21 protein-coding genes and 1 pseudogene are annotated in these 20825 nt (G+C 40.8%); 13 read left to right on the top strand and 9 right to left on the bottom strand.

Features of this window, described 5'->3' with window-relative positions; translation table 11 throughout:
* Window positions 1-51 precede the first annotated feature (51 nt).
* On the bottom strand, window positions 52-507 hold the full coding sequence (locus AC04NP_RS06755; protein ID WP_482858754.1) for a MarR family winged helix-turn-helix transcriptional regulator: 456 nt from the start codon (window positions 505-507) through the stop codon (window positions 52-54).
* A gap of 195 nt (window positions 508-702) precedes the next feature.
* Here AC04NP_RS06755 and AC04NP_RS06750 point away from each other — a divergent pair.
* The 4 genes and pseudogenes from AC04NP_RS06750 to xseB all read left to right on the top strand — a co-directional run.
* A pseudogene (locus AC04NP_RS06750) lies at window positions 703-1143 on the top strand (RNA polymerase sigma factor); the annotation flags it as partial.
* On the top strand, window positions 1117-1296 hold the full coding sequence (locus AC04NP_RS06745) for a hypothetical protein (protein ID WP_482858927.1): 180 nt from the start codon (window positions 1117-1119) through the stop codon (window positions 1294-1296). The pseudogene AC04NP_RS06750 and the gene AC04NP_RS06745, both read left to right, overlap by 27 nt.
* Window positions 1297-1314: 18 nt before the next feature.
* Window positions 1315-2619 carry an exodeoxyribonuclease VII large subunit gene (gene xseA / locus AC04NP_RS06740; RefSeq protein WP_482858753.1) on the top strand — a complete coding sequence of 435 codons (1305 nt, stop codon included), beginning with the start codon at window positions 1315-1317 and terminating at the stop codon, window positions 2617-2619.
* Window positions 2619-2813 carry an exodeoxyribonuclease VII small subunit gene (gene xseB, locus AC04NP_RS06735; RefSeq protein WP_482858752.1) on the top strand — a complete coding sequence of 65 codons (195 nt, stop codon included), beginning with the start codon at window positions 2619-2621 and terminating at the stop codon, window positions 2811-2813. Before xseA ends, xseB begins: the two co-directional genes overlap by 1 nt.
* A 13-nt stretch (window positions 2814-2826) precedes the next feature.
* Here xseB and AC04NP_RS06730 read toward each other — a convergent pair whose 3' ends face one another.
* The 4 genes from AC04NP_RS06730 to AC04NP_RS06715 all read right to left on the bottom strand — a co-directional run bounded on the left by AC04NP_RS06730 (window position 2827) and on the right by AC04NP_RS06715 (window position 5318).
* Window positions 2827-3285, bottom strand: a complete 459-nt coding sequence (locus AC04NP_RS06730) for an RES family NAD+ phosphorylase (protein ID WP_482858751.1) — start codon at window positions 3283-3285, stop codon at window positions 2827-2829.
* A gap of 2 nt (window positions 3286-3287) precedes the next feature.
* Entirely contained in the window at window positions 3288-3707 is a 420-nt protein-coding gene (locus AC04NP_RS06725) for an antitoxin Xre/MbcA/ParS toxin-binding domain-containing protein (protein WP_482858750.1), read from the bottom strand.
* 298 nt (window positions 3708-4005) lie between these two features.
* Window positions 4006-4521 (bottom strand): HNH endonuclease, encoded by a 516-nt coding sequence (locus AC04NP_RS06720; RefSeq protein WP_482858749.1) that lies wholly within the window; start codon window positions 4519-4521, stop codon window positions 4006-4008.
* Window positions 4518-5318 carry a C40 family peptidase gene (locus AC04NP_RS06715; protein WP_482858748.1) on the bottom strand — a complete coding sequence of 267 codons (801 nt, stop codon included), beginning with the start codon at window positions 5316-5318 and terminating at the stop codon, window positions 4518-4520. Before AC04NP_RS06715 ends, AC04NP_RS06720 begins: the two co-directional genes overlap by 4 nt.
* A gap of 260 nt (window positions 5319-5578) precedes the next feature.
* Here AC04NP_RS06715 and AC04NP_RS06710 point away from each other — a divergent pair, with 260 nt between their 5' ends.
* The 5 genes from AC04NP_RS06710 (at window position 5579) to dapA (ending at window position 11832) form a co-directional block, all read left to right on the top strand.
* Window positions 5579-6343, top strand: coding sequence for a carboxypeptidase-like regulatory domain-containing protein (locus tag AC04NP_RS06710; RefSeq protein WP_482858747.1), 765 nt, complete (start codon window positions 5579-5581; stop codon window positions 6341-6343).
* Between the two features lie 22 nt (window positions 6344-6365).
* Window positions 6366-8213, top strand: a complete 1848-nt coding sequence (locus AC04NP_RS06705; protein ID WP_482858746.1) for a M1 family metallopeptidase — start codon at window positions 6366-6368, stop codon at window positions 8211-8213.
* Window positions 8214-8406: 193 nt separating this feature from the next.
* Window positions 8407-10422 (top strand): NAD-dependent DNA ligase LigA, encoded by a 2016-nt coding sequence (ligA, locus tag AC04NP_RS06700; RefSeq protein ID WP_482858925.1) that lies wholly within the window; start codon window positions 8407-8409, stop codon window positions 10420-10422.
* The gene (locus AC04NP_RS06695; protein WP_482858745.1) at window positions 10422-10943 is read left to right on the top strand and encodes a DUF6913 domain-containing protein; all 522 of its coding nucleotides are present in this window, start codon (window positions 10422-10424) and stop codon (window positions 10941-10943) included. The genes ligA and AC04NP_RS06695 overlap by 1 nt, the downstream gene beginning before the upstream one ends.
* Before the next feature lie 4 nt (window positions 10944-10947).
* Complete coding sequence (dapA, locus tag AC04NP_RS06690; RefSeq protein ID WP_482858744.1) at window positions 10948-11832, top strand: 4-hydroxy-tetrahydrodipicolinate synthase; 885 nt, start codon at window positions 10948-10950, stop codon at window positions 11830-11832.
* Window positions 11833-12131: 299 nt separating this feature from the next.
* On the opposite strand, the gene AC04NP_RS06685 is transcribed toward dapA, so the two are convergent.
* Window positions 12132-12308 carry a histone H1 gene (locus AC04NP_RS06685; RefSeq protein ID WP_482858743.1) on the bottom strand — a complete coding sequence of 59 codons (177 nt, stop codon included), beginning with the start codon at window positions 12306-12308 and terminating at the stop codon, window positions 12132-12134.
* 101 nt (window positions 12309-12409) lie between these two features.
* Window positions 12410-13660, bottom strand: coding sequence for an aminotransferase class I/II-fold pyridoxal phosphate-dependent enzyme (locus AC04NP_RS06680; RefSeq protein ID WP_482858742.1), 1251 nt, complete (start codon window positions 13658-13660; stop codon window positions 12410-12412).
* Window positions 13661-13840: 180 nt separating this feature from the next.
* On the opposite strand from AC04NP_RS06680, the gene accC reads away from it, so the two are divergent.
* The 3 genes from accC to AC04NP_RS06665 are packed head-to-tail and all read left to right on the top strand — an operon-like array spanning window position 13841 to window position 17173.
* Window positions 13841-15334 carry an acetyl-CoA carboxylase biotin carboxylase subunit gene (gene accC, locus AC04NP_RS06675; RefSeq protein WP_482858741.1) on the top strand — a complete coding sequence of 498 codons (1494 nt, stop codon included), beginning with the start codon at window positions 13841-13843 and terminating at the stop codon, window positions 15332-15334.
* Window positions 15334-16635, top strand: coding sequence for a DUF1015 domain-containing protein (locus AC04NP_RS06670; RefSeq protein WP_482858740.1), 1302 nt, complete (start codon window positions 15334-15336; stop codon window positions 16633-16635). Before accC ends, AC04NP_RS06670 begins: the two co-directional genes overlap by 1 nt.
* Window positions 16619-17173, top strand: a complete 555-nt coding sequence (locus tag AC04NP_RS06665) for a Maf family protein (RefSeq protein WP_482858739.1) — start codon at window positions 16619-16621, stop codon at window positions 17171-17173. Before AC04NP_RS06670 ends, AC04NP_RS06665 begins: the two co-directional genes overlap by 17 nt.
* Before the next feature lie 19 nt (window positions 17174-17192).
* Here the strand turns inward: AC04NP_RS06665 and AC04NP_RS06660 are convergent, their stop codons facing one another.
* Together AC04NP_RS06660 and tilS are read right to left on the bottom strand one after the other, a co-directional pair.
* On the bottom strand, window positions 17193-17711 hold the full coding sequence (locus AC04NP_RS06660) for a cyclic nucleotide-binding domain-containing protein (RefSeq protein ID WP_482858738.1): 519 nt from the start codon (window positions 17709-17711) through the stop codon (window positions 17193-17195).
* Entirely contained in the window at window positions 17704-19032 is a 1329-nt protein-coding gene (gene tilS / locus AC04NP_RS06655; RefSeq protein WP_482858737.1) for a tRNA lysidine(34) synthetase TilS, read from the bottom strand. The genes AC04NP_RS06660 and tilS overlap by 8 nt, the downstream gene beginning before the upstream one ends.
* Before the next feature lie 140 nt (window positions 19033-19172).
* On the opposite strand from tilS, the gene AC04NP_RS06650 reads away from it, so the two are divergent.
* Entirely contained in the window at window positions 19173-20750 is a 1578-nt protein-coding gene (locus AC04NP_RS06650; protein ID WP_482858736.1) for an OstA-like protein, read from the top strand.
* Window positions 20751-20825: the final 75 nt, after the last annotated feature.

Genomic DNA, 20825 nt, shown 5'->3' with positions numbered 1-20825 from the left:
GTAATAAATAGGATCAGATATATAAAGAAGATCCATACGGCTCTTCTTTTTTTATTGGGCAGTCCTGATTTTATCTAACAGGGCATTCAACACCTGGGCTTCTTCCGGGCTTATTACTTCAAAAGTTTTTTCCCATTTATCCATTTTTTTATCCAAAACCGATAATAGTTTCATGCCTTTTTCTGTGATTAATACATCCACTGCCCTCCTGTCATGTTCACAAGGTTTTCTTGTAACCAGTCCCTTGTGCTCGAGCCGGTCCACGATCCTGGAAGCATTGGACATGCGATCGAGCATTCTGTTGATAATAAGATTAATAGTTGCTGCCTTCCCCTTTTGTCCCCGCAATATTCTCAACACATTATATTGCGAAACCGTCAGACCGTAAGGCCGTAATAACTCCATTTCCTTTGCCACTACCCAGTTGTTGGTAAACATCAGGTTGACAATCATCTTGTTATGCTCGCTTTTAAACTTTTCCTGTTTTATATCTTCTTCCAAGGCCATAATTCCCAAATATTGACAAAATTTGTGTTAAGCCATGTAATTTACCCGGTTTCCTCTGATATTCAAGCTTTTCACAAAGATTACATGGATAGAAATGACCTGAAATTACAATAAAGAATAAAAATATTATTAATTATTTTTCCACCGATTAAACCCTCAACCGAATTTCCAGTCTATTTAGAAATTTCTTTTTTAGTGGAAGATAAAGAGATACTGATAAAATTTAAAAATGCAGAAAGTAAGAACTATGCTTTCAATTTGCTGGTGAGAAAGTATCAGGAAAAGGTTTATTGGCTTATCCGTAAAATGGTTGTTGATCATGATGATGCCGATGACCTGACCCAGGATGTGTTCATAAAGGTTTGGAAAAATCTTGATAAATTTAAAGAAGCATCACAACTATATACCTGGATTTACAGAATTGCCACCAATGAATGTCTGACATTTTTGAATAAAAAGAGAAAAAGATTCTTTTTATCCGTGGTGGACGTGGAAAAGGAGCTGTCTTCTAAAATAGACAATTCTCCGCACATCGATGGGAGTGAAGTCTAGAAAAAACTGCAAAAGGCCTTATTGAAGCTGCCCGATAAGCAACGCTTGGTGTTTAACATGAAGTACTATGATGAAATGAACTATGGTTTTTCTTTCCCATTAAGCCTTGGCATCGGTCCGGTGAACTTTGTTTTTACCTACACCTACAACATTCCTGAGGAGCTTCCCGGCGAACTTTTCGAATTATCTCCCAATGATTATATTTCCTTAAGTTTATCCTATAAATTTAGGCTGTAATCATTTACTTGTTTGCAAGTGGAGCCACTTTCATTATTTGAACTCAATAAGCTTATCAGGCAAACCCTGGATCTGAACATGGAACCAAGTTACTGGGTCGTGGCGGAGATTGGAGAGCTGAGGCTAAATCAAAAAGGTCATTGTTATATGGAATTGGTGGAAAAGGAGGAAGATACAATCAGAGCCAAAATCAGGGCCAACATCTGGTCCTATACCTACCGTAATCTGAGCGGCTGGTTCGAATCGATAACCCATCAAACCCTGCACCCGGGTATCAAAATTCTGGCCAATGTCACTGTCAATTTTCACGAATTATATGGCTTAAGCCTTACCGTGAAAGATATCGACCCAAATTTCACATTGGGTGAAAGAGCGCGGAAAAAGCAGGAAGTAATCAGGCAATTGCAATCAGAGGGGGTATTTACCATGAACAAGGAATTGCTTTTGCCTGTGGCCCCGCAACACATTGCTGTAATTAGTTCGCCGACCGCAGCAGGTTTGGGTGATTTTATGGATCAGTTAGAAAACAACAAAGAAAACTTCCGGTTTGAAGTAAAGCTGTTTCAGGCTATGATGCAAGGCGACGAGGCGATAAATTCCATTATCGAGGCTATGCACCGGGTTCATAACGAAATTGAAGATTTCGATGTATTGGTAATTATCCGGGGAGGTGGTGCGAAAGTCGACCTGGATTGCTTCGATTCCTACGACCTTGCCGCTCATGTGGCCCAGTTTCCTTTACCGGTTATTACCGGTATTGGCCACGAAAGGGATGAAACCATAACCGATCTGGTAGCCCATACCAAAATGAAAACACCCACTGCAGTGGCTGCCTTTCTAATAAGCGGTTTGAAACAATTTGAAGAAAAAATAGACGCGCTTTATACAAAAGCCTGGCATCATACCCATAACTTTCTCAATCATCAAAACAGCTTGTTGGATCACCTGCAAAACCAGCTTAAACACCTTTCAAAGCGGTTTTTAGCAGAAAAAGAAAGTGAACTGGATCGCCTTGGGCATAGTCTGAAATTGTTGAGTAAATCAATAGTCAGCCAACATAGAATCCGGCTAACCAACCTTACAAACCAGATTAAATCCAAACCTTTTGTTATATTGCAAAACCATTTAAACAAAATATTTTTTTTAGAAAAGTCGGTACAGTTACTCGACCCTCAGGAAGTTTTAAAACGGGGTTATACGATCACGACAATAGACGGTAAGCCGCCCGACAGCATAGAAAATATCGGCAAAGACATGGTTATGGTTACCAAATCGAGAAAAAAAACAATAAAAAGCAAAATACAACACATAAAAATCAACTAATGGCTGAAAAAAAACTTATCTATAAAAAAGCCCTGGAGCGGCTGGAAGAAATTGTTCACAAAATTGAAAATGATGAACCGGAAGTAGATGAGCTGTCTCAATTGGTCAAAGAAGCATCGACACTTGTAAAAAAGTGCAAAGAAAAGCTAAAAACAACGGAAAAGGAATTGGATGGTGCTTTGGATGATATCTGATGGATGTGAAATCCTAATCGGAAACCAGCCTGCCGTCCCAAAAATAAGCTTCCTGTCTAACCAGTTTTACATTCCTCTTATAGTCTGTATGTCGTGTATTAATTAAATAATTGTATTCCTGGGTGATTATGGCAGAAGGTACCTTTAATATTAAAGATTGACCACTTGAATACCAATTACTACCAATTTGTTGAAGAGCAGGGTAGGCGTTAATGAATCTCCAATTTTCAGGTAATTTTTTAATAGGTATTTGGGTAAAAAGGTCTTCATCATCAGCAATGGAGATAACCATGATTTTATAGGGAAAATTTGGTTGGATAGCAGCCCGGCGTACTACCAGTTCGAGTGTAGAGAGAGACCTTGATTCAGCCGTGTATACCACATATTCATTTTCGAAATTCCACCGGTTGGCCGCGCCGGAGGAAGTAATTTTACGAGCATATCTAGCCCTGGAAATCCTGAAAACCTCCATACCTAGGCATTATCTCCATATTCCATACCTGTGAGGAGGTTATCTATGAATTTGATCCCGCTAATCGTGTTTAAATATTCAATGGGTTTTTTCTTGTCAAGATAATAATTTTCAGTTTCCAGCCATTTGCTAAATTCATCGCTGGAATTAAAAACTTCTATCCCGTGTTTCATCAAGGCCACCAACATGACCGTATGCTCCTGAATATCTTCTTTAATTTCTGACCTCGTACTCTTGTAGCTACGGTAGGTTTTTACGTTTATATTCAACCAACTTGAAATCACTTCATCGCTAAAGTGTGTAAGTGATTTAAGAATTAGCAGAATGGTAGAATTAATATTCCCACTATTAACAAGATTGAGCACCTGATTGGTGTTGATCTTAGCCGGAATAAGGGCCAACATTTTTGCTTCATTGGTCATAATACAATAATAGGTAAATTTACTTTTTTAAACGAGTAATTTTACCTTTTTGTTCAACATGCCTATGAATAAGGCTAAATTTCATCCATTTCAATCTTCCGGCAAATCCTGCGTATTTTTTTGGCATCCATGTGGCCTAAAAGCTCTGTGAAGATAATCCCTATGATCACCTTCGCCAAACATGACGAGGTCATCTACCACGCCTCTTTTTTCGTTGGCATAAACTTTTTGTTAACCAAAAATGACCACAAAAAAAGAAAAGTAAAAAGTAACTTAAAGGATAAGTTTTTTACAGCTATCATATACTCACTTTATTTTTCTGCATAAGGAAAGGCCGCCATTCTTCTTTAGTGAAACCTGAAAAATCTCTTAAAAAAATAATGTAAGATGGCTTATAGGGTTTATTCTCCAGCAACATCCCCGCCGACTCCGGAGTGTTATCACCTTTTTTAGCGTTACAGTTTTTGCATGCCGTAATCAGGTTTTTCCAGTTGGTGGCTCCTCCTTTTGATCTTGGAAGAACATGATCGAGGGTTAAGTTATCACTGGCACCACAATACTGACACCTGAAATTATCCCTTTTGAATATATTAATCCTGGAAAGCACCACACTTTTGTAAGGAATATGAATATACCGGTTTAATTTAACAACAGCCGGCATAGGAAATGTACTGGTAACTGTTCTTATGGATTTGTTACCCACCTTTTTGATTAACTCAGCTTTGTTCATATAAACCAGGATGAAGGCACGCTGCACCGTGCAAACAGCCATAGGAGAAAAATCCTGGTTTAAAACTAACACTCTGTCATTCATACTTCATTTTTTAAGATTCTCTTAATAGAAAACAACTTATGTGTATATCGGTTCAAATCATTATTAAATATTCCTTCCCCGTCCAACAGGTCCACCCTTACATACCCTGAGGCATGGATAATCTTATTTTCAGGGAGAATTATACCCACATGGTGTATCCTTTTATCCTTTTTGGCAAAAAACGCCAGGTCACCGGGCAAGGCGCCACCGGCATCACTAACTGCCATACCTTGTCCCGCCTGCTGCCAGGCATCCCTTCTTAAATGATAGCCACAAATTCGGAAAACCTGTTGTGTGAAGCCTGAACAATCAATGCCAAAAGGTGTCTTCCCTCCCCATAAATAAGGTGCATTTAAGTATCGAAAAGCAATTTGCTCCAAATACGCATATCCCCGCTTTTGTCCTGCACTACCCGAGGCACCATTAAAAGCCATTTGCGTTTCAACGTCAAAAAGTTCCTGTGAAGAAAACGGTAAAATACTGCCGATGATTACATTTATTTTTTTCCCCTGAAAAGTTAGGGGTGAGGTCAGGTCTACTGCAATTTTATAATCGGAATGATTTAATTCCCGGTAAAAACCCTCGGAAATCTCTACCAATTGCTGGCTGCTAATCCACCCTTCATAGCCATCATAGTGTATCTTAATCTTGTACCAGTTATGGTCATTGCTCTCCTCCAAAACCTCATAGTGATCTCCAAACAAAAGCTGGGTGACCATTTCACTTTTATCAGAGGCTTCAGCTTTCACAGGAATAACACTTAACCTGCAAATACCTTTCAGCTTTGGATTTGACATATACCATCAGTTAATTTCCTTTTCTTCTTCTTAAATATAATTATTGATTAATGATAAAAAAACAATGACATGACACCCGATATAAATATTACTAATTTTTTTTGTAAAAAAAGTGGGTAAGATGGAAATATTTCCGTCATTTGGTCACAAAAAAATTATTTATCCTAGATTTGTAGATGTCTTTGTAATTTCTACTTTAAGACATAAAAAATTGGAGCGATGTTTGTTCGTTACCAAATACTGTTTAATCAATCTATGTTTTGAAAGGTATAAGGTGCATAGCTATAATTATCGTGTTGCTGGCCGCCAGTGATAAACTGTTGGCACAACAGTCATATAAAGCCATAGAACATGTACTGGCAGGCAAAATTATCGATAAAGAAAGTCAGGAGGCATTGCCCGGCGTTCATATCCTGAATAAAAACCAACGCAAAGGCACTGTAAGCGACATCGACGGAAATTTTTTCATCAAACTTTCGGAAACTGATACACTCACATTTTCCTATGTAGGATACAATCAGCATTTTTTCGTTTTGGATGATAGCATGAAAGAAAATATGCAGGACAAAGTCATTATTTCATTAAGTAAATCCCTTGTGGAACTGGAGTCTGTTAAGGTGTTTGCCTACAAAAACGAACGTGCGTTTAAAAAGGCTATTCTTGCGTTGGAACTGGAAGAGGAAAATCAGGTCAAAACACAGGTGCCCGGATACTATTACGGCCCGAAAAAACCGGTGCAACCCGGTGTGGGTAGCCCTATTTCATTTTTGGCAAACAAATTAGGCAAACGGGCAAAAATCGAAAAGAAATTTAATGAAGCGAAAAGGAAAGACCAGTACAGAAGTTATCTGAATTCAAAATATAATAAGGGGATCGTTAGCAGAATAACCGGACTGAAAGACCAGGAGCTTGATAACTTTATGAAATACTGCAAGTTATCAGACAAGTTTATCGACGATGCCAATGAATATGAAATTATAGTCGCTATCAACAAATGTTACAAGGATTATGCAGATAAAAACTAATCACAAATAAAAACACCCAACAATGAAAAGCCCAACCCTGTCAAAAATCACACTCTTATTTTTTTGTTCATTTTTTAGTCTGTGTGTCTTGTCACAATCCGGACGCTGGCAACAAAGAGTGGAGTACAAGATGGATATAGTCATGGATGTCAAATCCCATCAGTATAAAGGCGTTCAGGAACTCTTATACTTCAATAACTCCCCGGATACACTCCAAAATGTCTACTACCATCTTTACTTCAATGCTTTTCAACCGGAAAGCATGATGGATGTCAGGTCAAGGAACATTTCAGATCCCGATAGAAGGGTCGGCAGCAGAATCAACGGATTAAAACCGGATGAAATTGGTTATCAAAAGATATTATCACTAAAACAAAACGGCCAGGCAGTCAATTATGAAGTCGCCGGCACAATCCTCGAGGTGCAGCTCAATGAACCTGTATTACCCGGAAGCAAAGCCATATTTGCGATGGAATTTGAAGCCCAGGTGCCTGTACAAATCAGAAGGTCAGGTAGAAACAATGCAGAAGGCATTGACTATTCCATGTCGCAATGGTATCCTAAAATGGCCGAGTATGATTACATGGGCTGGCATCCCAATCCTTATATCGGGCGGGAGTTTCACGGAGTCTGGGGCGATTTTGACGTAAAAATTACCATCGATCCGGCCTATGTGGTCGGTGGCACGGGGTATCTGCAAAACCCAAATGAAACCGGACATGGTTATGAAACACCCGGTACAAAAGTACCTGAACATAAAAGAGGCATCACCTGGCACTTCAAAGCTGAAAATGTCATGGATTTCATGTGGGCGGCCGACCCGGATTATACCCATGATATCGCCCGGGTTCCCGGAGGGCCTACCTTGCATTTTCTTTATGTAAAAAACAAAAATACCGAAGAAAACTGGTCCAGGCTACCTGAACTCACTATAAAGGCATTTCAGTATATGAATGAAAGGTTCGGAAAATATCCTTACGAGCAATATTCAATCATTCAGGGCGGGGATGGTGGAATGGAATATCCTATGGCCACACTCATCACAGGCCACAGGTCGCTGAATGGTTTGGTTGGAGTAACGGTACACGAGCTTATTCATAGCTGGTTTCAGCATCTTTTAGGTACCAATGAGTCACTCTATGCATGGATGGATGAAGGGTTTACAACATTTGCCAGCAATGAGACAATCAAGCACATCAGCAATTCAACCATCCTTAATCCGCACAAAGGTACCTATATGGGATATTTTGATTTGGTAAAAAGAGGAATCGAAGAGCCGTCCTCTCTCCATGCAGATCATTTTAACACAAACCGGGCCTATTCGACATCAGCCTATTCAAAAGGGTCAATCTTTCTGAACCAACTGAGCTACATTGTCGGTCAGGAAAACTTCGACAAGGGCATGCTCAGATATTTCAATACCTGGAAGTTCAGGCACCCAAACCCTAATGATTTTATCAGGATCATGGAAAAGGAATCAGGAATGATTCTGGATTGGTACCTTAATTATTGGGTTCATACGACTAAAACCATAGACTATGGCATTGGATCTGTCGTCGACAATGGCCAGTCAACGTCAGTCACGCTCGAGCGTATCGGTGAAATTCCTATGCCAATAGATTTGGAAGTTACCTATACTGACGGTAACAAGGAAACTTACTATATCCCCTTACGGATCATGAGAAATGAGAAAAAAAATGACAGGGACCTAAAATTACTATTGCAGGAAGACTGGCCCTGGACTCACCCCCAATACAGCCTCCGGATACCAAAAAAATTATCGGAAATTTCAGAAATAAAAATTGACCCTTCGGAGCGATTGGCAGATATTAACCATCAGAACAATGCCTTCCATTCAGACAGCAAGTAAGGTAGACGGTTCATTTTGGTCAACACTTTGATGCGATCATAAAGTTTTTTATGCTTAGGATTAATAGCATAGCCTATCTTTAATGGTAAGTTAGTCATAGTATGACTTTGAGTCATACTATGACTGCAAGAGAATTTTTTATAAATTTGGAAATGTCCTATTGGTAAATATTATTATCCCGGAAAGACTTTGTATGACACAGGAGCAGGCAAAATCAAGAATTACAGAATTAACTGAAAAAATCAACTATTACAATTACCTGTATTATCAAAAAGATATTTCCGAGGTTTCAGATTACGAATTCGACCAACTGCTGCAGGAACTAATCGACCTGGAGGAACAGTTTCCAGCACTCAGGCTGTCCGATTCACCCACACAGCGGGTCGGGGGTATCATCACTAAGGCATTTGAAACGGTATACCATAAATACCCCATGCTGTCACTAAGCAATACCTATTCACAGGATGAATTGCGGGATTATGACAAAAGAGTTGATAAGGGCCTGGATGGGGAATCATATGAATACATTTGTGAATTGAAATTCGATGGTGTAGCCCTTAGCATCACCTATGAAAATAATGTGTTGTCGAAAGCAATCACAAGGGGCGATGGTGAAAAGGGCGATGACATTACCAATAACGCCAAAACCATAAAAACACTGCCGCTGAAGATTAACGGTAATTCGGGTGGAAGCCTCATCGAGGTCAGAGGAGAGGTTTTCATGTCCCGGAAAGTTTTTGACCGGTTAAACAAGGAGCGGGAAGATATTGGGGAAGCAAAACTAGCCAACCCCAGGAATACGGCCTCGGGCACCTTGAAAATGCAGGATTCGAGCGTGGTAGCCGGCAGAAAGCTGGATTGTTTTTTGTATGCCCTGCTTGGTGAAGGCCTGCAGGTCAAAACCCATGAAGAAGCTTTAAAACAGTTGGAAGAATGGCGGTTTAAAGTTTCCCCTACCTATCGAAAATGTAAAAACATCGAGGAGGTCATTGAATATATCGAACATTGGGAAACAAAACGGTTTGAACTGCCCCTCGAAACGGACGGCATTGTGGTAAAAGTAAACAGTTACGAGCAGCAGGAAGTGTTGGGATTTACAGCAAAAAGTCCGAGGTGGGCTATTGCCTACAAATATAAAGCCGAGAATGCAGCAACGGTACTAAAAGAAATCTCCTATCAGGTAGGCCGTACCGGCGCTATAACTCCTGTAGCTAACCTGGAACCGGTTTTGTTAGCGGGAACGACCGTAAAGAGGGCTTCACTACACAATGCCAATGAAATCGAAAGGCTTGACCTGAGGATAGGCGATACTGTCCTGGTCGAAAAAGGAGGCGAAATTATCCCCAAAATTACCGGTGTGGATGTAATGAAGCGGCCGGAAGGAAGCGAACCTGTCGAATATATAACCACCTGCCCGGAATGCGGCACTCCTTTGATCCGAAAAGAAGGTGAGGCGCTTCATTATTGCCCCAACGAACGGGGATGCCCCCCTCAAATAAAAGGGAGAATTGAGCACTTTATCCAAAGGAAGGCAATGGATATTGACAGTTTGGGAGCCAGAACCATTGCATTGCTTTTTGAACAAAAACTGTTAAATAACCCCGCCGATCTGTACAAGCTATCATACGATGACATCTTTCAATTGGAAGGATTTAAGGATTTATCTACCAGAAACCTGCTTAACGGCATAGAAGCCTCCAAAAATATAGATTTTGCGAGTGTGCTGTTTGCTTTGGGAATACGGTATGTCGGCAGAACAGTAGCGGAAAAACTGGCAGCGTATTTTAAAAGTATAGATCATCTGGCTGCCGCTAATTTTGAGGAACTAATCGATGTTCCTGAAATTGGGGAAAGAATTGCTGAAAGTGTTATTGAATTTTTTAAAGATCCGGAAAATAACAGGTTAATTGAAGAACTAAAAAACGCCGGATTGCAATTTGCCATAGAAGAAAAAGAAGTAGTTTTGGAAAGTAATTTGCTGGATGCCAAATCTTTTGTAATATCGGGTGTTTTTAGTTCATTTAGCAGGGATGAAATCAAGGAGAGGATCAAAAATAACGGTGGCAAGGTAGTGTCCGGCATTTCAGGAAAAGTAGACTACCTTGTGGCAGGAGAAAACATGGGGCCTGCAAAACTGGAGAAAGCTCAAAAGCTGGGTGTTAACATCATCTCCGAGCAGGAATTTTTAGCGATGATCAATCAATCATAATGTCAACAATTTCCGATAAGCTTTTAACGAGGAATACCAAAAGAGTTATAAAAAAAGGTAAAGTTAAACGACATAGTGTTAGCTATGAACAGGCTGAAAGTATAGGTATTTTGTTCACAGTGATTGACCGGCCAAAACATACCCTCATCAAAAAGTTTATCAAGTTACTGGAAAAAGATAAAAAGCAGGTAGATGTACTGTGCTGGCTTGGGGAGGGTAAGGAAAACTATGATTTTATATTTGATTATTTCACTACCAGGGATTTTTCCCTTTTTGGAGGAATTGTGTCCAGATCAATTTCCCAATTTGTAGAAAAGAAATTCGACTATTTAATTGTCCTTGACATCGAATCAAATATTTTTACGGACAACATATTGGCAAAAAGCAATGCCAAATGCCGGGTAGGAAAATACTACGACGACAAAAACCCATTTTATGAACTGATGATCAAAATCAATAAAGACAACTCGATTGAAGAGTTGATTGATCAGGTTTATCACTACCTTAAATTTATTAATTAATAAAATGTCAAGTTTATTCAAAGGAACCGGTGTGGCATTGGTTACACCTTTTGAAGACTCATATCAGGTGGATTATAACGGGCTGGCTAAGTTATTGGAATACCATGCAGAAAATGGTACAGACTATCTCGTAGTGCTGGGCACTACCGGGGAATCGCCAACAATTACCCGGGAGGAAAGGAAGGAGATCCTGCAGTTTATTAAAAGCAACAATCCCCATAAGTTACCTATTCTGTATGGTATTGGCGGTAACGATACATTGGGTGTAATCCATCAAATTAAAAATACGGATTTTGAGGGGGTAGATGGTCTGCTTTCAGTGAGTCCATATTACAATAAACCTTCACAGGCCGGTATTATCAATCATTACGAAATGATCGCCGATGCCTGTCCGGTACCGGTGTTATTATATAATGTACCAGGAAGAACAGCCTCCAACCTCGATGTATCGACAACACTAAAGCTGGCAGAGCATTCAAACATTATAGGTATTAAAGAAGCATCGGGGAACCTGCATCAATGCATTGAAATTGCCAGCAGGAAACCCCAAGATTTTTTATTGATTTCAGGGGACGACATGTTCACCGTCCCGCTCATTGGGCTTGGTGGCATCGGCGTTATTTCGGTAATGGCCAATGCTTTTCCGGCATTATTCAAAAAGCTAACCCATGGTGCACTGAATGGCGATACAAACCTTTACACCGGTGCGTTGCGCCAGTTATCTCTGATGAATTCATTAATGTACAAAGAAAGCAACCCTACAGGTATAAAGCAGGTATTGAATGAAATGAATATTTGCCGCCCGGTAGTACGCCCGCCCCTATTACCCGCTTCCCCTGAGTTAACTGAAGAGATCAGATGGGTATTAAAGCAAATGCACTGGCAATAAAACACCTCTAAACCTCTCAATTCATTTCACCAATCACCAAAGTTTAAAATAAATTGTGTTAACAAGCACTTGTTAATCAGGGCTTTGGTGCCTTCGTGGCAAAAAACCGCCACAAGGCACCATCATCCAAAAAAGCTGGCTAAAATAAGCTATAACAATCCCTATTTGCCATGTTTCTTATAGTAGGGATCGTTTTCTCTAAAGAATTGATTCTTGATAAACAGAAGGATTAAAAACACAAGGGTGATGTTCTATGGAACATCACCCTTTACAATGAATGATATCTTATCAATTACTCTCTAATTAGCATTTTTCCTGTCTTGAACCTCAACACGGATGTTTTGGGCGAGGTTTTTCAGCTCTTGCATTCCTTTTCTTACTCTGGTACCAGCGGCCTGGTTACCTTTGTCATAAAACTTTTGGAAATCACCTTCTAGAGACAAAACCATATCTCTGATTTCTTCAAATCTATTCATTATTCTATAGTTTTAAAAGTTTAAGATAATTGTTTATAATTTGATGGCAATATATACAAAATGTTCCAAAAACAATAAAAACAAGCATTTTTTTAGATAAATTATTGTTCTGCAATTATCGCTACCCCCTTTTTTCTATACTCCCCGCTGACCAGTTTATGCTTCACAGACTCGAAGGCACTGATGGTAACTTCGACATCTTCGATGGTATGTACAGCCGTCGGAATCAACCTTAGCATAATGACATTTTTGGGAACTACCGGATAGATTACCACCGAACAAAATATGTTATATTGTTCACGCAGGTCTTTGATCAAACCGGTGGCATCATTTAAACCACCACTCATCAGTACTGGTGTTACACAGGCCTCGGTGGTACCTATATTAAATCCTTTTTCTTTCAAACCATTTTGCAGGGCATCAACGACTTTCCAAAGATTTTCTTTCAACTCCGGTTTGGTTTTCAGCAATTCAAGGCGCTTGAGGGCGCCTACCACCAGGGCTATAGGCAATGATTTAGCAAATATCTGCGACCGGGTATTATATCTCAGGTAATCGATAATGGGCTTATCTCCTGATACAAATGCACCGATACTTGCCATTGATTTGGCAAATGTAGAGAAATACAAATCGATGCCATCTTGCACACCTTGCTCCTCACCGGCGCCAGCACCGGTTTTTCCCATAGTTCCGAATCCGTGGGCGTCATCAACCAATAACCGGAAATCAAATTTCTTTTTTAGCGCTACAATTTCCTTCAGCTTACCCATATTTCCGGACATTCCAAATACCCCTTCGGTAATAACCAGCACACCTCCCCCATTCTCATTCGCAAGCTTTGTAGCCCTTTCCAACTGCTTTTCCAGGTTTTCAATATCATTGTGCGGGTAAACAAATCTTTTCCCCATATGTAACCGCACGCCATCTATGATACATGCATGTGATTCAGCATCATAGACAATAACATCTTTCCTTCCTACCAAGGCATCGATAATGGAAAGAATTCCCTGATAGCCGTAGTTGAGCAGCATGGTTGACTCCTTCATTACAAAAGCCGTCAATTCTTCCTCCAACTGCTCATGTAAATTCGTGTTACCGGACATCATCCTTGCACCCATCGGATAAGCCAGGCCATATTTCCTGGCAGCATCTGCATCAGCTTTTCTTACTTCGGGATGATTGGCCAGACCAAGATAATTATTCAAACTCCAGGTCAAAACCTCTTTTCCCCTAAATCTCATTCTTGGCGCGATCTCCCCTTCCAGCTTCGGAAACATAAAGTATCCTTCTTCTACGTTGGCGTGCCTACCTAGTGGCCCCTTGTCGCTTTGAAATTTCTCAAAAATATCCAATCTAATACTTTTTAGTGATCAAATAAATCTAACTTCTTACTTTAAAAAACACACAAATGTAACACTTAATCCCATTCAAGTCAAAAAACGCTCTTAATTTTATCATATATAGATTTTTTATGAAAAAATTATTCCGTAGCATTGCAGGGAAGGATTCCGATAAAATATTTACAATTTAACATGACAAATATTAAAAAGCTACTCGTGGCAAACAGAGGTGAAATCGCCCTGAGGGTGATGAAAACTGCCAAAGATATGGGCATTAAAACCGTGGCTGTTTACAGCGAAGCAGATCGCACCTCCCCTCACGTAAAGTATGCCGATGAAGCTGTTCTGATTGGGCCGCCACCCTCTGCTTCTTCCTATTTACAGGGGGACAAAATCATCGAAATCTGCAAAAAATTGCAGGTCGATGCCATCCATCCGGGGTATGGATTCTTGTCAGAAAACGCCGGATTTGCCAGGAAAGTCGCTGAAAACAACCTGATTTTTGTGGGCCCGTCGCCGGAATCAATCAGCACCATGGGTGATAAACTTGCGGCCAAAGCGGCCGTGTCCAAATTTAATGTGCCCATGGTGCCCGGAACCGATGAAGCGATTTCAGACATCGCTATGGCAAAAAACAAGGCCAGGGAGATAGGTTATCCTGTGTTAATCAAAGCCAGCGCCGGTGGAGGCGGAAAGGGTATGCGCGTTGTCGAAAGTGAGGAAAACCTGGAAGAACAATTGAACAGGGCTGTGAGTGAAGCACAATCCGCTTTTGGTAACGGGTCAGTATTTATTGAAAAATTCATCACCTCGCCCCGGCATATCGAAATTCAAGTGCTGGGAGACCAACATGGCGAAGTCGTTTACCTGTTTGAACGTGAATGTTCTATTCAAAGAAGACATCAAAAGGTGATAGAAGAGGCACCTTCAGCCATTTTGACGGATGATATGCGAAAAGCGATGGGTGAAGCTGCGATTGAGGTGGCAAAATCATGCGATTATTATGGCGCGGGCACTGTGGAATTTATGGTAGATGAACACCGTAATTATTACTTTCTGGAGATGAATACCCGCCTGCAGGTGGAACATCCGGTGACTGAAGAAATTACGGGTATCGATCTGGTAAAAGAACAAATCCACATCGCCGAAGGCAAGCCCCTGAACTTTACTCAGGAAGAATTGCCCATTCATGGGCATTCCATCGAGGTACGCGTATATGCGGAGGATCCGGCCAATAATTTTTTGCCTGATATCGGTACATTGCAAACATACCGCCCGCCCCAGGGCCCTGGAATACGGGTAGATGACGGATTTGAGGAAGGCATGGAAATACCTATTTATTACGATCCTATGATCGCAAAACTTACGGTACACGGGAGCAATAGAGAGGAAGCCATAAAAAGAATGTTAAGGGCCATTAGTGATTTTGAAATCACCGGAATTGAAACTACCTTGGGGTTTTGCCAGTTTGTACTTAAACATCAGGCATTTGTCAGCGGTGAATTCGATACCCGGTTTGTTGAGAAACATTTTAAACCGGCATACCTCCGGGACAGTAACCATACCGAGTTGGAAAAGCTGGCTGTGGTTCTGGCTGCTCACCTGATAGAAAACGATAAGAAAGACGTGATCGACCATCGGAACCAGCATACCAAACTCAGTAAATGGAGATATAGACTAAAATAATGGCAGAAATCATTCCTTTGAAAGCCTGGCGCTATCATCCATCCCTGATCCCTGATATTGACCAGTTGGTTTCGCCTTTGTTCGATGTAGTTTCGGAAAAACAGCGGAAAAAACTATATCAAAATCCCTACAACAGCATCCATCTTTCCGTACCCAAGGGCAGTAACCCACCTGAAAATGCCCGGCTAACATTAAAAAAATGGAAAGAAAGCGGAGTGCTTGTTCAGGACCGGATTCCCAGTCTGTATGTGTATTACCAATATTTTCAACTTCCAGGCAGTAGCCGTGCATACTGCCGTAAAGGATTTATCTGCAATATCCGGATTTATGACTGGGATGAAAATGTGATAATGCGCCACGAAAATACCATGCCCGTTTCCGTTAACGACCGGATCGACATCCTGGAGAAAACCAAACTTAACGTCAGCCCTACCCATGGCTTGTACCATGACCCTGATTTTGTCCTTGAAGAATTTATGGATGAAAGTATGGCCTCACCATTATATGAAACCGAGGATTACCAAGGTGTCAGAGACGTAATCAGCGTCATTCATGATGCCCATGTTATAAAAACTTTCACCAACCATCTGAAAGAAAAACAAATCATACTCGCCGACGGCCATCATCGGTATGCCGGATCCCTGGTTTACAAAAAAAAACAACAGGCCGGTAACCCCGGACACACCGGTTGGGAAGGGTACAATTACCATATGATGTATCTGACCAATATAGCATCAGATGATATCCGTATTTTACCCACCCACCGCTTAATACATGGCTTGAAAGGTTTCGATCAGCAAGAGGTAATGAAAAAAATCGAACCGAACTTCACCATTAAAGCCGTTGAAAATACCTATGACCTCAATGAGATTATTGTTGGTAAAAAATGGGCATTCGGTATATTATTTAAAAACAATGCCTTCAAAATAAGACTAAAACCCGAGGTTTACGGAGATATTGACTGGAAATTTCCGGATAAAATCAAAGACCTGGATTTGACGGTTATGCATTATTTTGTCATAGAAAAAGCACTGGGCATACCTGGAAAAGATCATACCACTTCGGAGAATATTACTTTTGACAGAAGTTTTGCCGATTGCCTCATCAAAGTAACCACCGGGGAAGCCCAGATGGCGATTATCGTGAATGAAATTACCATGGACAAAATTAAAGACGTTTGCTTTAGTGGGTTTACACTTCCTCAAAAATCCACTTACTTTTATCCCAAAGTAATATGTGGTTTCCTTTTTGACTCCATCGATGATGATGAATTTCACAAAAACATTGATCTTAGCGTCTAAATCCCCCCGGCGCCAGGCCTTGTTAAAAGAGGCGGGATTTCAGTTTACGGTAAAAACACAGGCCACAGATGAAACCTACCCATCCGGCCTCGAAGCCAAGGATGTGGCCAGTTACATAGCTACCCAAAAAGCCCTTGCCCTTAAAGATCACATACAGCACGAAATTCTTCTTGCTGCAGACACGGTGGTTAGGATTGATCAAAAGATCCTGGGAAAACCCCAAGATAAAAATCATGCCAGAGAGATGCTTTCAGCACTTTCAGGCAAGCCACACCATGTGACAACCGGAGTTTGCCTCTTAACAAAAGATCAAAAAATCGTCTTCGACGAAACCACCGAAGTGCACTTCAGGTCATTAAGCAACCGGGAAATCGACTACTACATAGATCGATATAGACCTTTCGACAAGGCAGGTGCCTACGGCATCCAGGAGTGGATCGGCATGGTGGCCGTCGAGAAAATTGTTGGTTCGTATTTCAATGTGATGGGATTGCCTGTTCACGCGGTTTACCGAAATTTGGTGAAAATGGGAATATAACAGGTAAGGACTCACTCAACTACCCTCGGTAGGCTTCGGCAATGTCGAAAAAACCGAAGGAAGATTTGTAGGCCTTAAAAAGGTTCCCTGTGTATTGATTATACATTTCTGCGAGGGAATTCAGCATTTTTGCTTTTATTTTGTCATTGCTGTTGAATATATCCTGAATATTGACCTGGGGAATAACGAATAACGTGGCGGTGTCCGATGAAATGACAGCCGTGTATAGTCTTTTCGTATTATTCAGCAAGGTGTTATCTCCAAAAGCCTGCCCGGACTTGACCTCCACCAATTTTTCAAACCTGTCGCTGATATCTATGTTCAGGGTAACTTCGCCTCTTTTGACAATATACAGGGCCTGACTTGGGTCATCCCGGAAGAAAACCACCTCATCTTTCTTATACTTCCTGGGGTAGAGGTATGGGACAAACTCGGAGAGTTCATCATTGGATAACAAACTGAACAGCTTTATTCTGGAAAGAAACCTGAAAGTATTTATTTCCTCTTTAGAATAACTCTTTTTAAAAGGGTTAATCATACATTTGCTTTTTTACAACGAAGACCTGCCGGCTATGGCTGGTGATTTTGTACCTGTCGTCTATCCGGTATCCAATGACCCAGACAATATCACCGGAAGATTGCAACACTGACACTCTCGATTTCAAGTTTAAAGGAATTTTCTCATCTATCATAAAATCGCTCAGCTTTTTTTTGTGTTTCATTCCAAGTGGAATAAACCAGTCACCTTTTTTCCATAGCCTCACTTTTAAAGGAAATTTAAGCTTTTCAAAGTCCAGGGCTGCGGTGTCTTTATTGTTTGGAATGGAAAAACCTTCGGCAGAAATCTGCTGTAATGATAAACGAAATTGCTGGCTAAGAACCGTTTGTTGGCCCGCCTCAATGAATATTTCCTTAACAGGATTGTCAGAAACCGGGCTTACAATCAATGCTTGCCTGTCTACATTAAGCTGGTAATCTTTGGAAAGGAAGCGTTTACCCGTATGGCCTAGTTTATCGTAAATATCACACGCCTGCGAAAAATTAAACCCGAAAGGTTTCAGTACTTGGAATAGCATAAATGAACCTTCTTGCTGTTCAGCCAAAACCTTTTTATCGAGGTAAAAATCTTTTCCGTCGGTTTTTACCAGTTTTTCTTTGAATTCCTCCGTTTTGGCAGCGACGATATTTTCAGCGGCAGTAATTTTCCTTGCACTTTCTGAAAAGCTGTTGATAAGGTCAGGATTTATTTGCTCGAGCAGTGAAACAACTTTATGCCGAATAAAGTTTCTGTGGTATTTGACCGAGGCATTAGACTGGTCTTCGCGCCATTCAACCCCTTGTTCGACCGCAAATGATTCGATCCTTTTTCCATCCGAAAAAAGCAAAGGTCTGATACGATATTGGCTCTTGGCAGTAATTCCCCTTAATCCGCTCAAACCTGTCCCTTTAACCAGGTTAAACAGGGCTGTTTCGAAAGCGTCGTTTAAATGATGGGCTGTGGCCAGATACCTGCATTCCAATTTAACCAATAGTTGTTCAAACCATTCATACCTCAGCTCCCTGGCAGCCATTTGTACGGAGATCCCCTGTTCCCGAGCATATTTTTCTGTCTCAAACCTGCGGGAAACAAATTCGACGTGATACTTTTCCGCTACCTGACCAACAAATTCCTCGTCTAAAACCGATGCCTCACCCCTGAGCTGAAAATTGCAATGGGCGATGGCAAAGCGGTACTTGCAATGATGAAAAAGATAAGCCATCACCATGGAATCCAGCCCCCCGCTAACCGCCAACAGGATCTTATCATCAGGATGAAACAGTTGCCGACGGTCAATAAAATTTTTGAATTCCTCAAACATAATAGGCAATATACCCTGTAAACTAAAAGTTTGGCTTCGTTTTTGCTAATTCTGTTAATAGAATTACGAAGCTAATCAAATTCCAATGTATCCTAACCCATAAAACAATCTTTTTTGCATAACTTTGTTAATTGATATTAATGAAGGATCTAAAATACATCTTGCTTTTTTTTTGTTGTTTGGGTGCCATTCAATCTACCTATGGACAAAAAAAATACCGAATCAAAATCCAGCATGCGGATTCATTGAAAAACGGCGTTAGGAACGGGGAAGAATACACCAAACTATTTGGCAACGCTAAGTTTATTCATGAAAACACCATTATATATTGCGACACTGCATATAGTTTTGACCGTACCAACACCATGGAGGCCATCGGGCATGTAAAGATTCTGCAGGGAGACTCCATTACCATTACCGGCAAGAAACTTTTTTATAATGGCAATACAAAGTTGGCGCAATTCAGGGAAGATGTGGTCTACAAAGATGATTCAATTACCATTTATACCGATTTTCTTGACTATGATATGCCGGGCAAGTTGGCATATTACTTCAATGGAGGGAAAGTTGTGGACAGTAAAAACGTCCTGATCAGTGATAAAGGCTATTATGATACCCGTACCAAGTTCTCCTCGTTTAAGGACAACGCCGAGCTGACAACACCCGAAGCGGTGATTACCGGTGATACCCTGCAGTATGACCTTAACGCTGATATCGCTTATTTCAGGGGGCCGACCAGGATTGTGAAAAAAGACGGCACCACGCTAAATGCCCATAAGGGTAAATATATTACCAGGATTGAAAAATCTGAAATTGAAAAAGGTGTGATTGAAAGCGGTGACCAGATACTGGAAGGTGATGCGTTGGATTTTGATGATTTAAACAAATACTATACCTCCACCGGCAATGTCAAGGTGGTTAGTGAAAAAGATAAAGTGATTATATTGGGCGATTTTGGCAAATACTGGGCCGCGGACAGCATTACCAAAGTTTATGGAAATGCACTGATGAAAAAAGCATTCAAAGATGATACGCTGTATTTATCGGCCGATACACTGGTTTCAATTGATAACATAGACCCCCGTAAAAAAAGGCTGTTAGCCTTTAATAACGTGAAAGTGTATCACACAGACATGCAGGGAAAGGCAGATTCGCTGGCCTATCACCAGGCAGACTCTATCATCTATTTTTACAATGACCCTATTATCTGGAACGGTGGGAACCAAATTGTAGCCGACTCCATCAATATGGTTATCCGCAACGATCAGATTGACCGGATGAACATGACACAGAATGCCTTCGTTATTTCGCTCGACTCGTTACTGATCCGCCACAATCAAATAAAGGGACGGGACATGATCGCTTATTTTGAAGAAAATGAGATTAATAAGGTCGATGTATTCGGAAATGCGGAAAGCATTTATTTCGTCGCTGAAAATGATACGATCCTGTTCGGTATGAACAAAATTGTGTGCAGTGACATGCGTATATTGTTCAAGGAAGGAGAGGTCAACAGCATTAATACTTATGTGAATCCTGACGCAACTTTGATCCCACCACATGAAATGGAAGAACCTGACACCCGGTTAAAGGATTATCGCTGGCGACAAGATGAAAAGCCCACCAAAAATGAAGTGATATATGGTGAAAGTAAGGTTGAGGAGGTAATTGACAAAAAAACTACGGCCCGGAAAAAGAGAATTCGCCCTGAAGAATGAGACTATATCAAGAATTCCTTGCTTATATCCAAGAAATTCATTAAATTAATGAGTATTCATTACAAAAGTACCCAG

It is taken from the genome of Agaribacillus sp. DX54, from assembly GCF_056858335.1.
The sequence above is the reverse complement of the archived record's forward strand: the minus strand, read 5'-3'. Positions and strand labels throughout refer to the sequence as shown.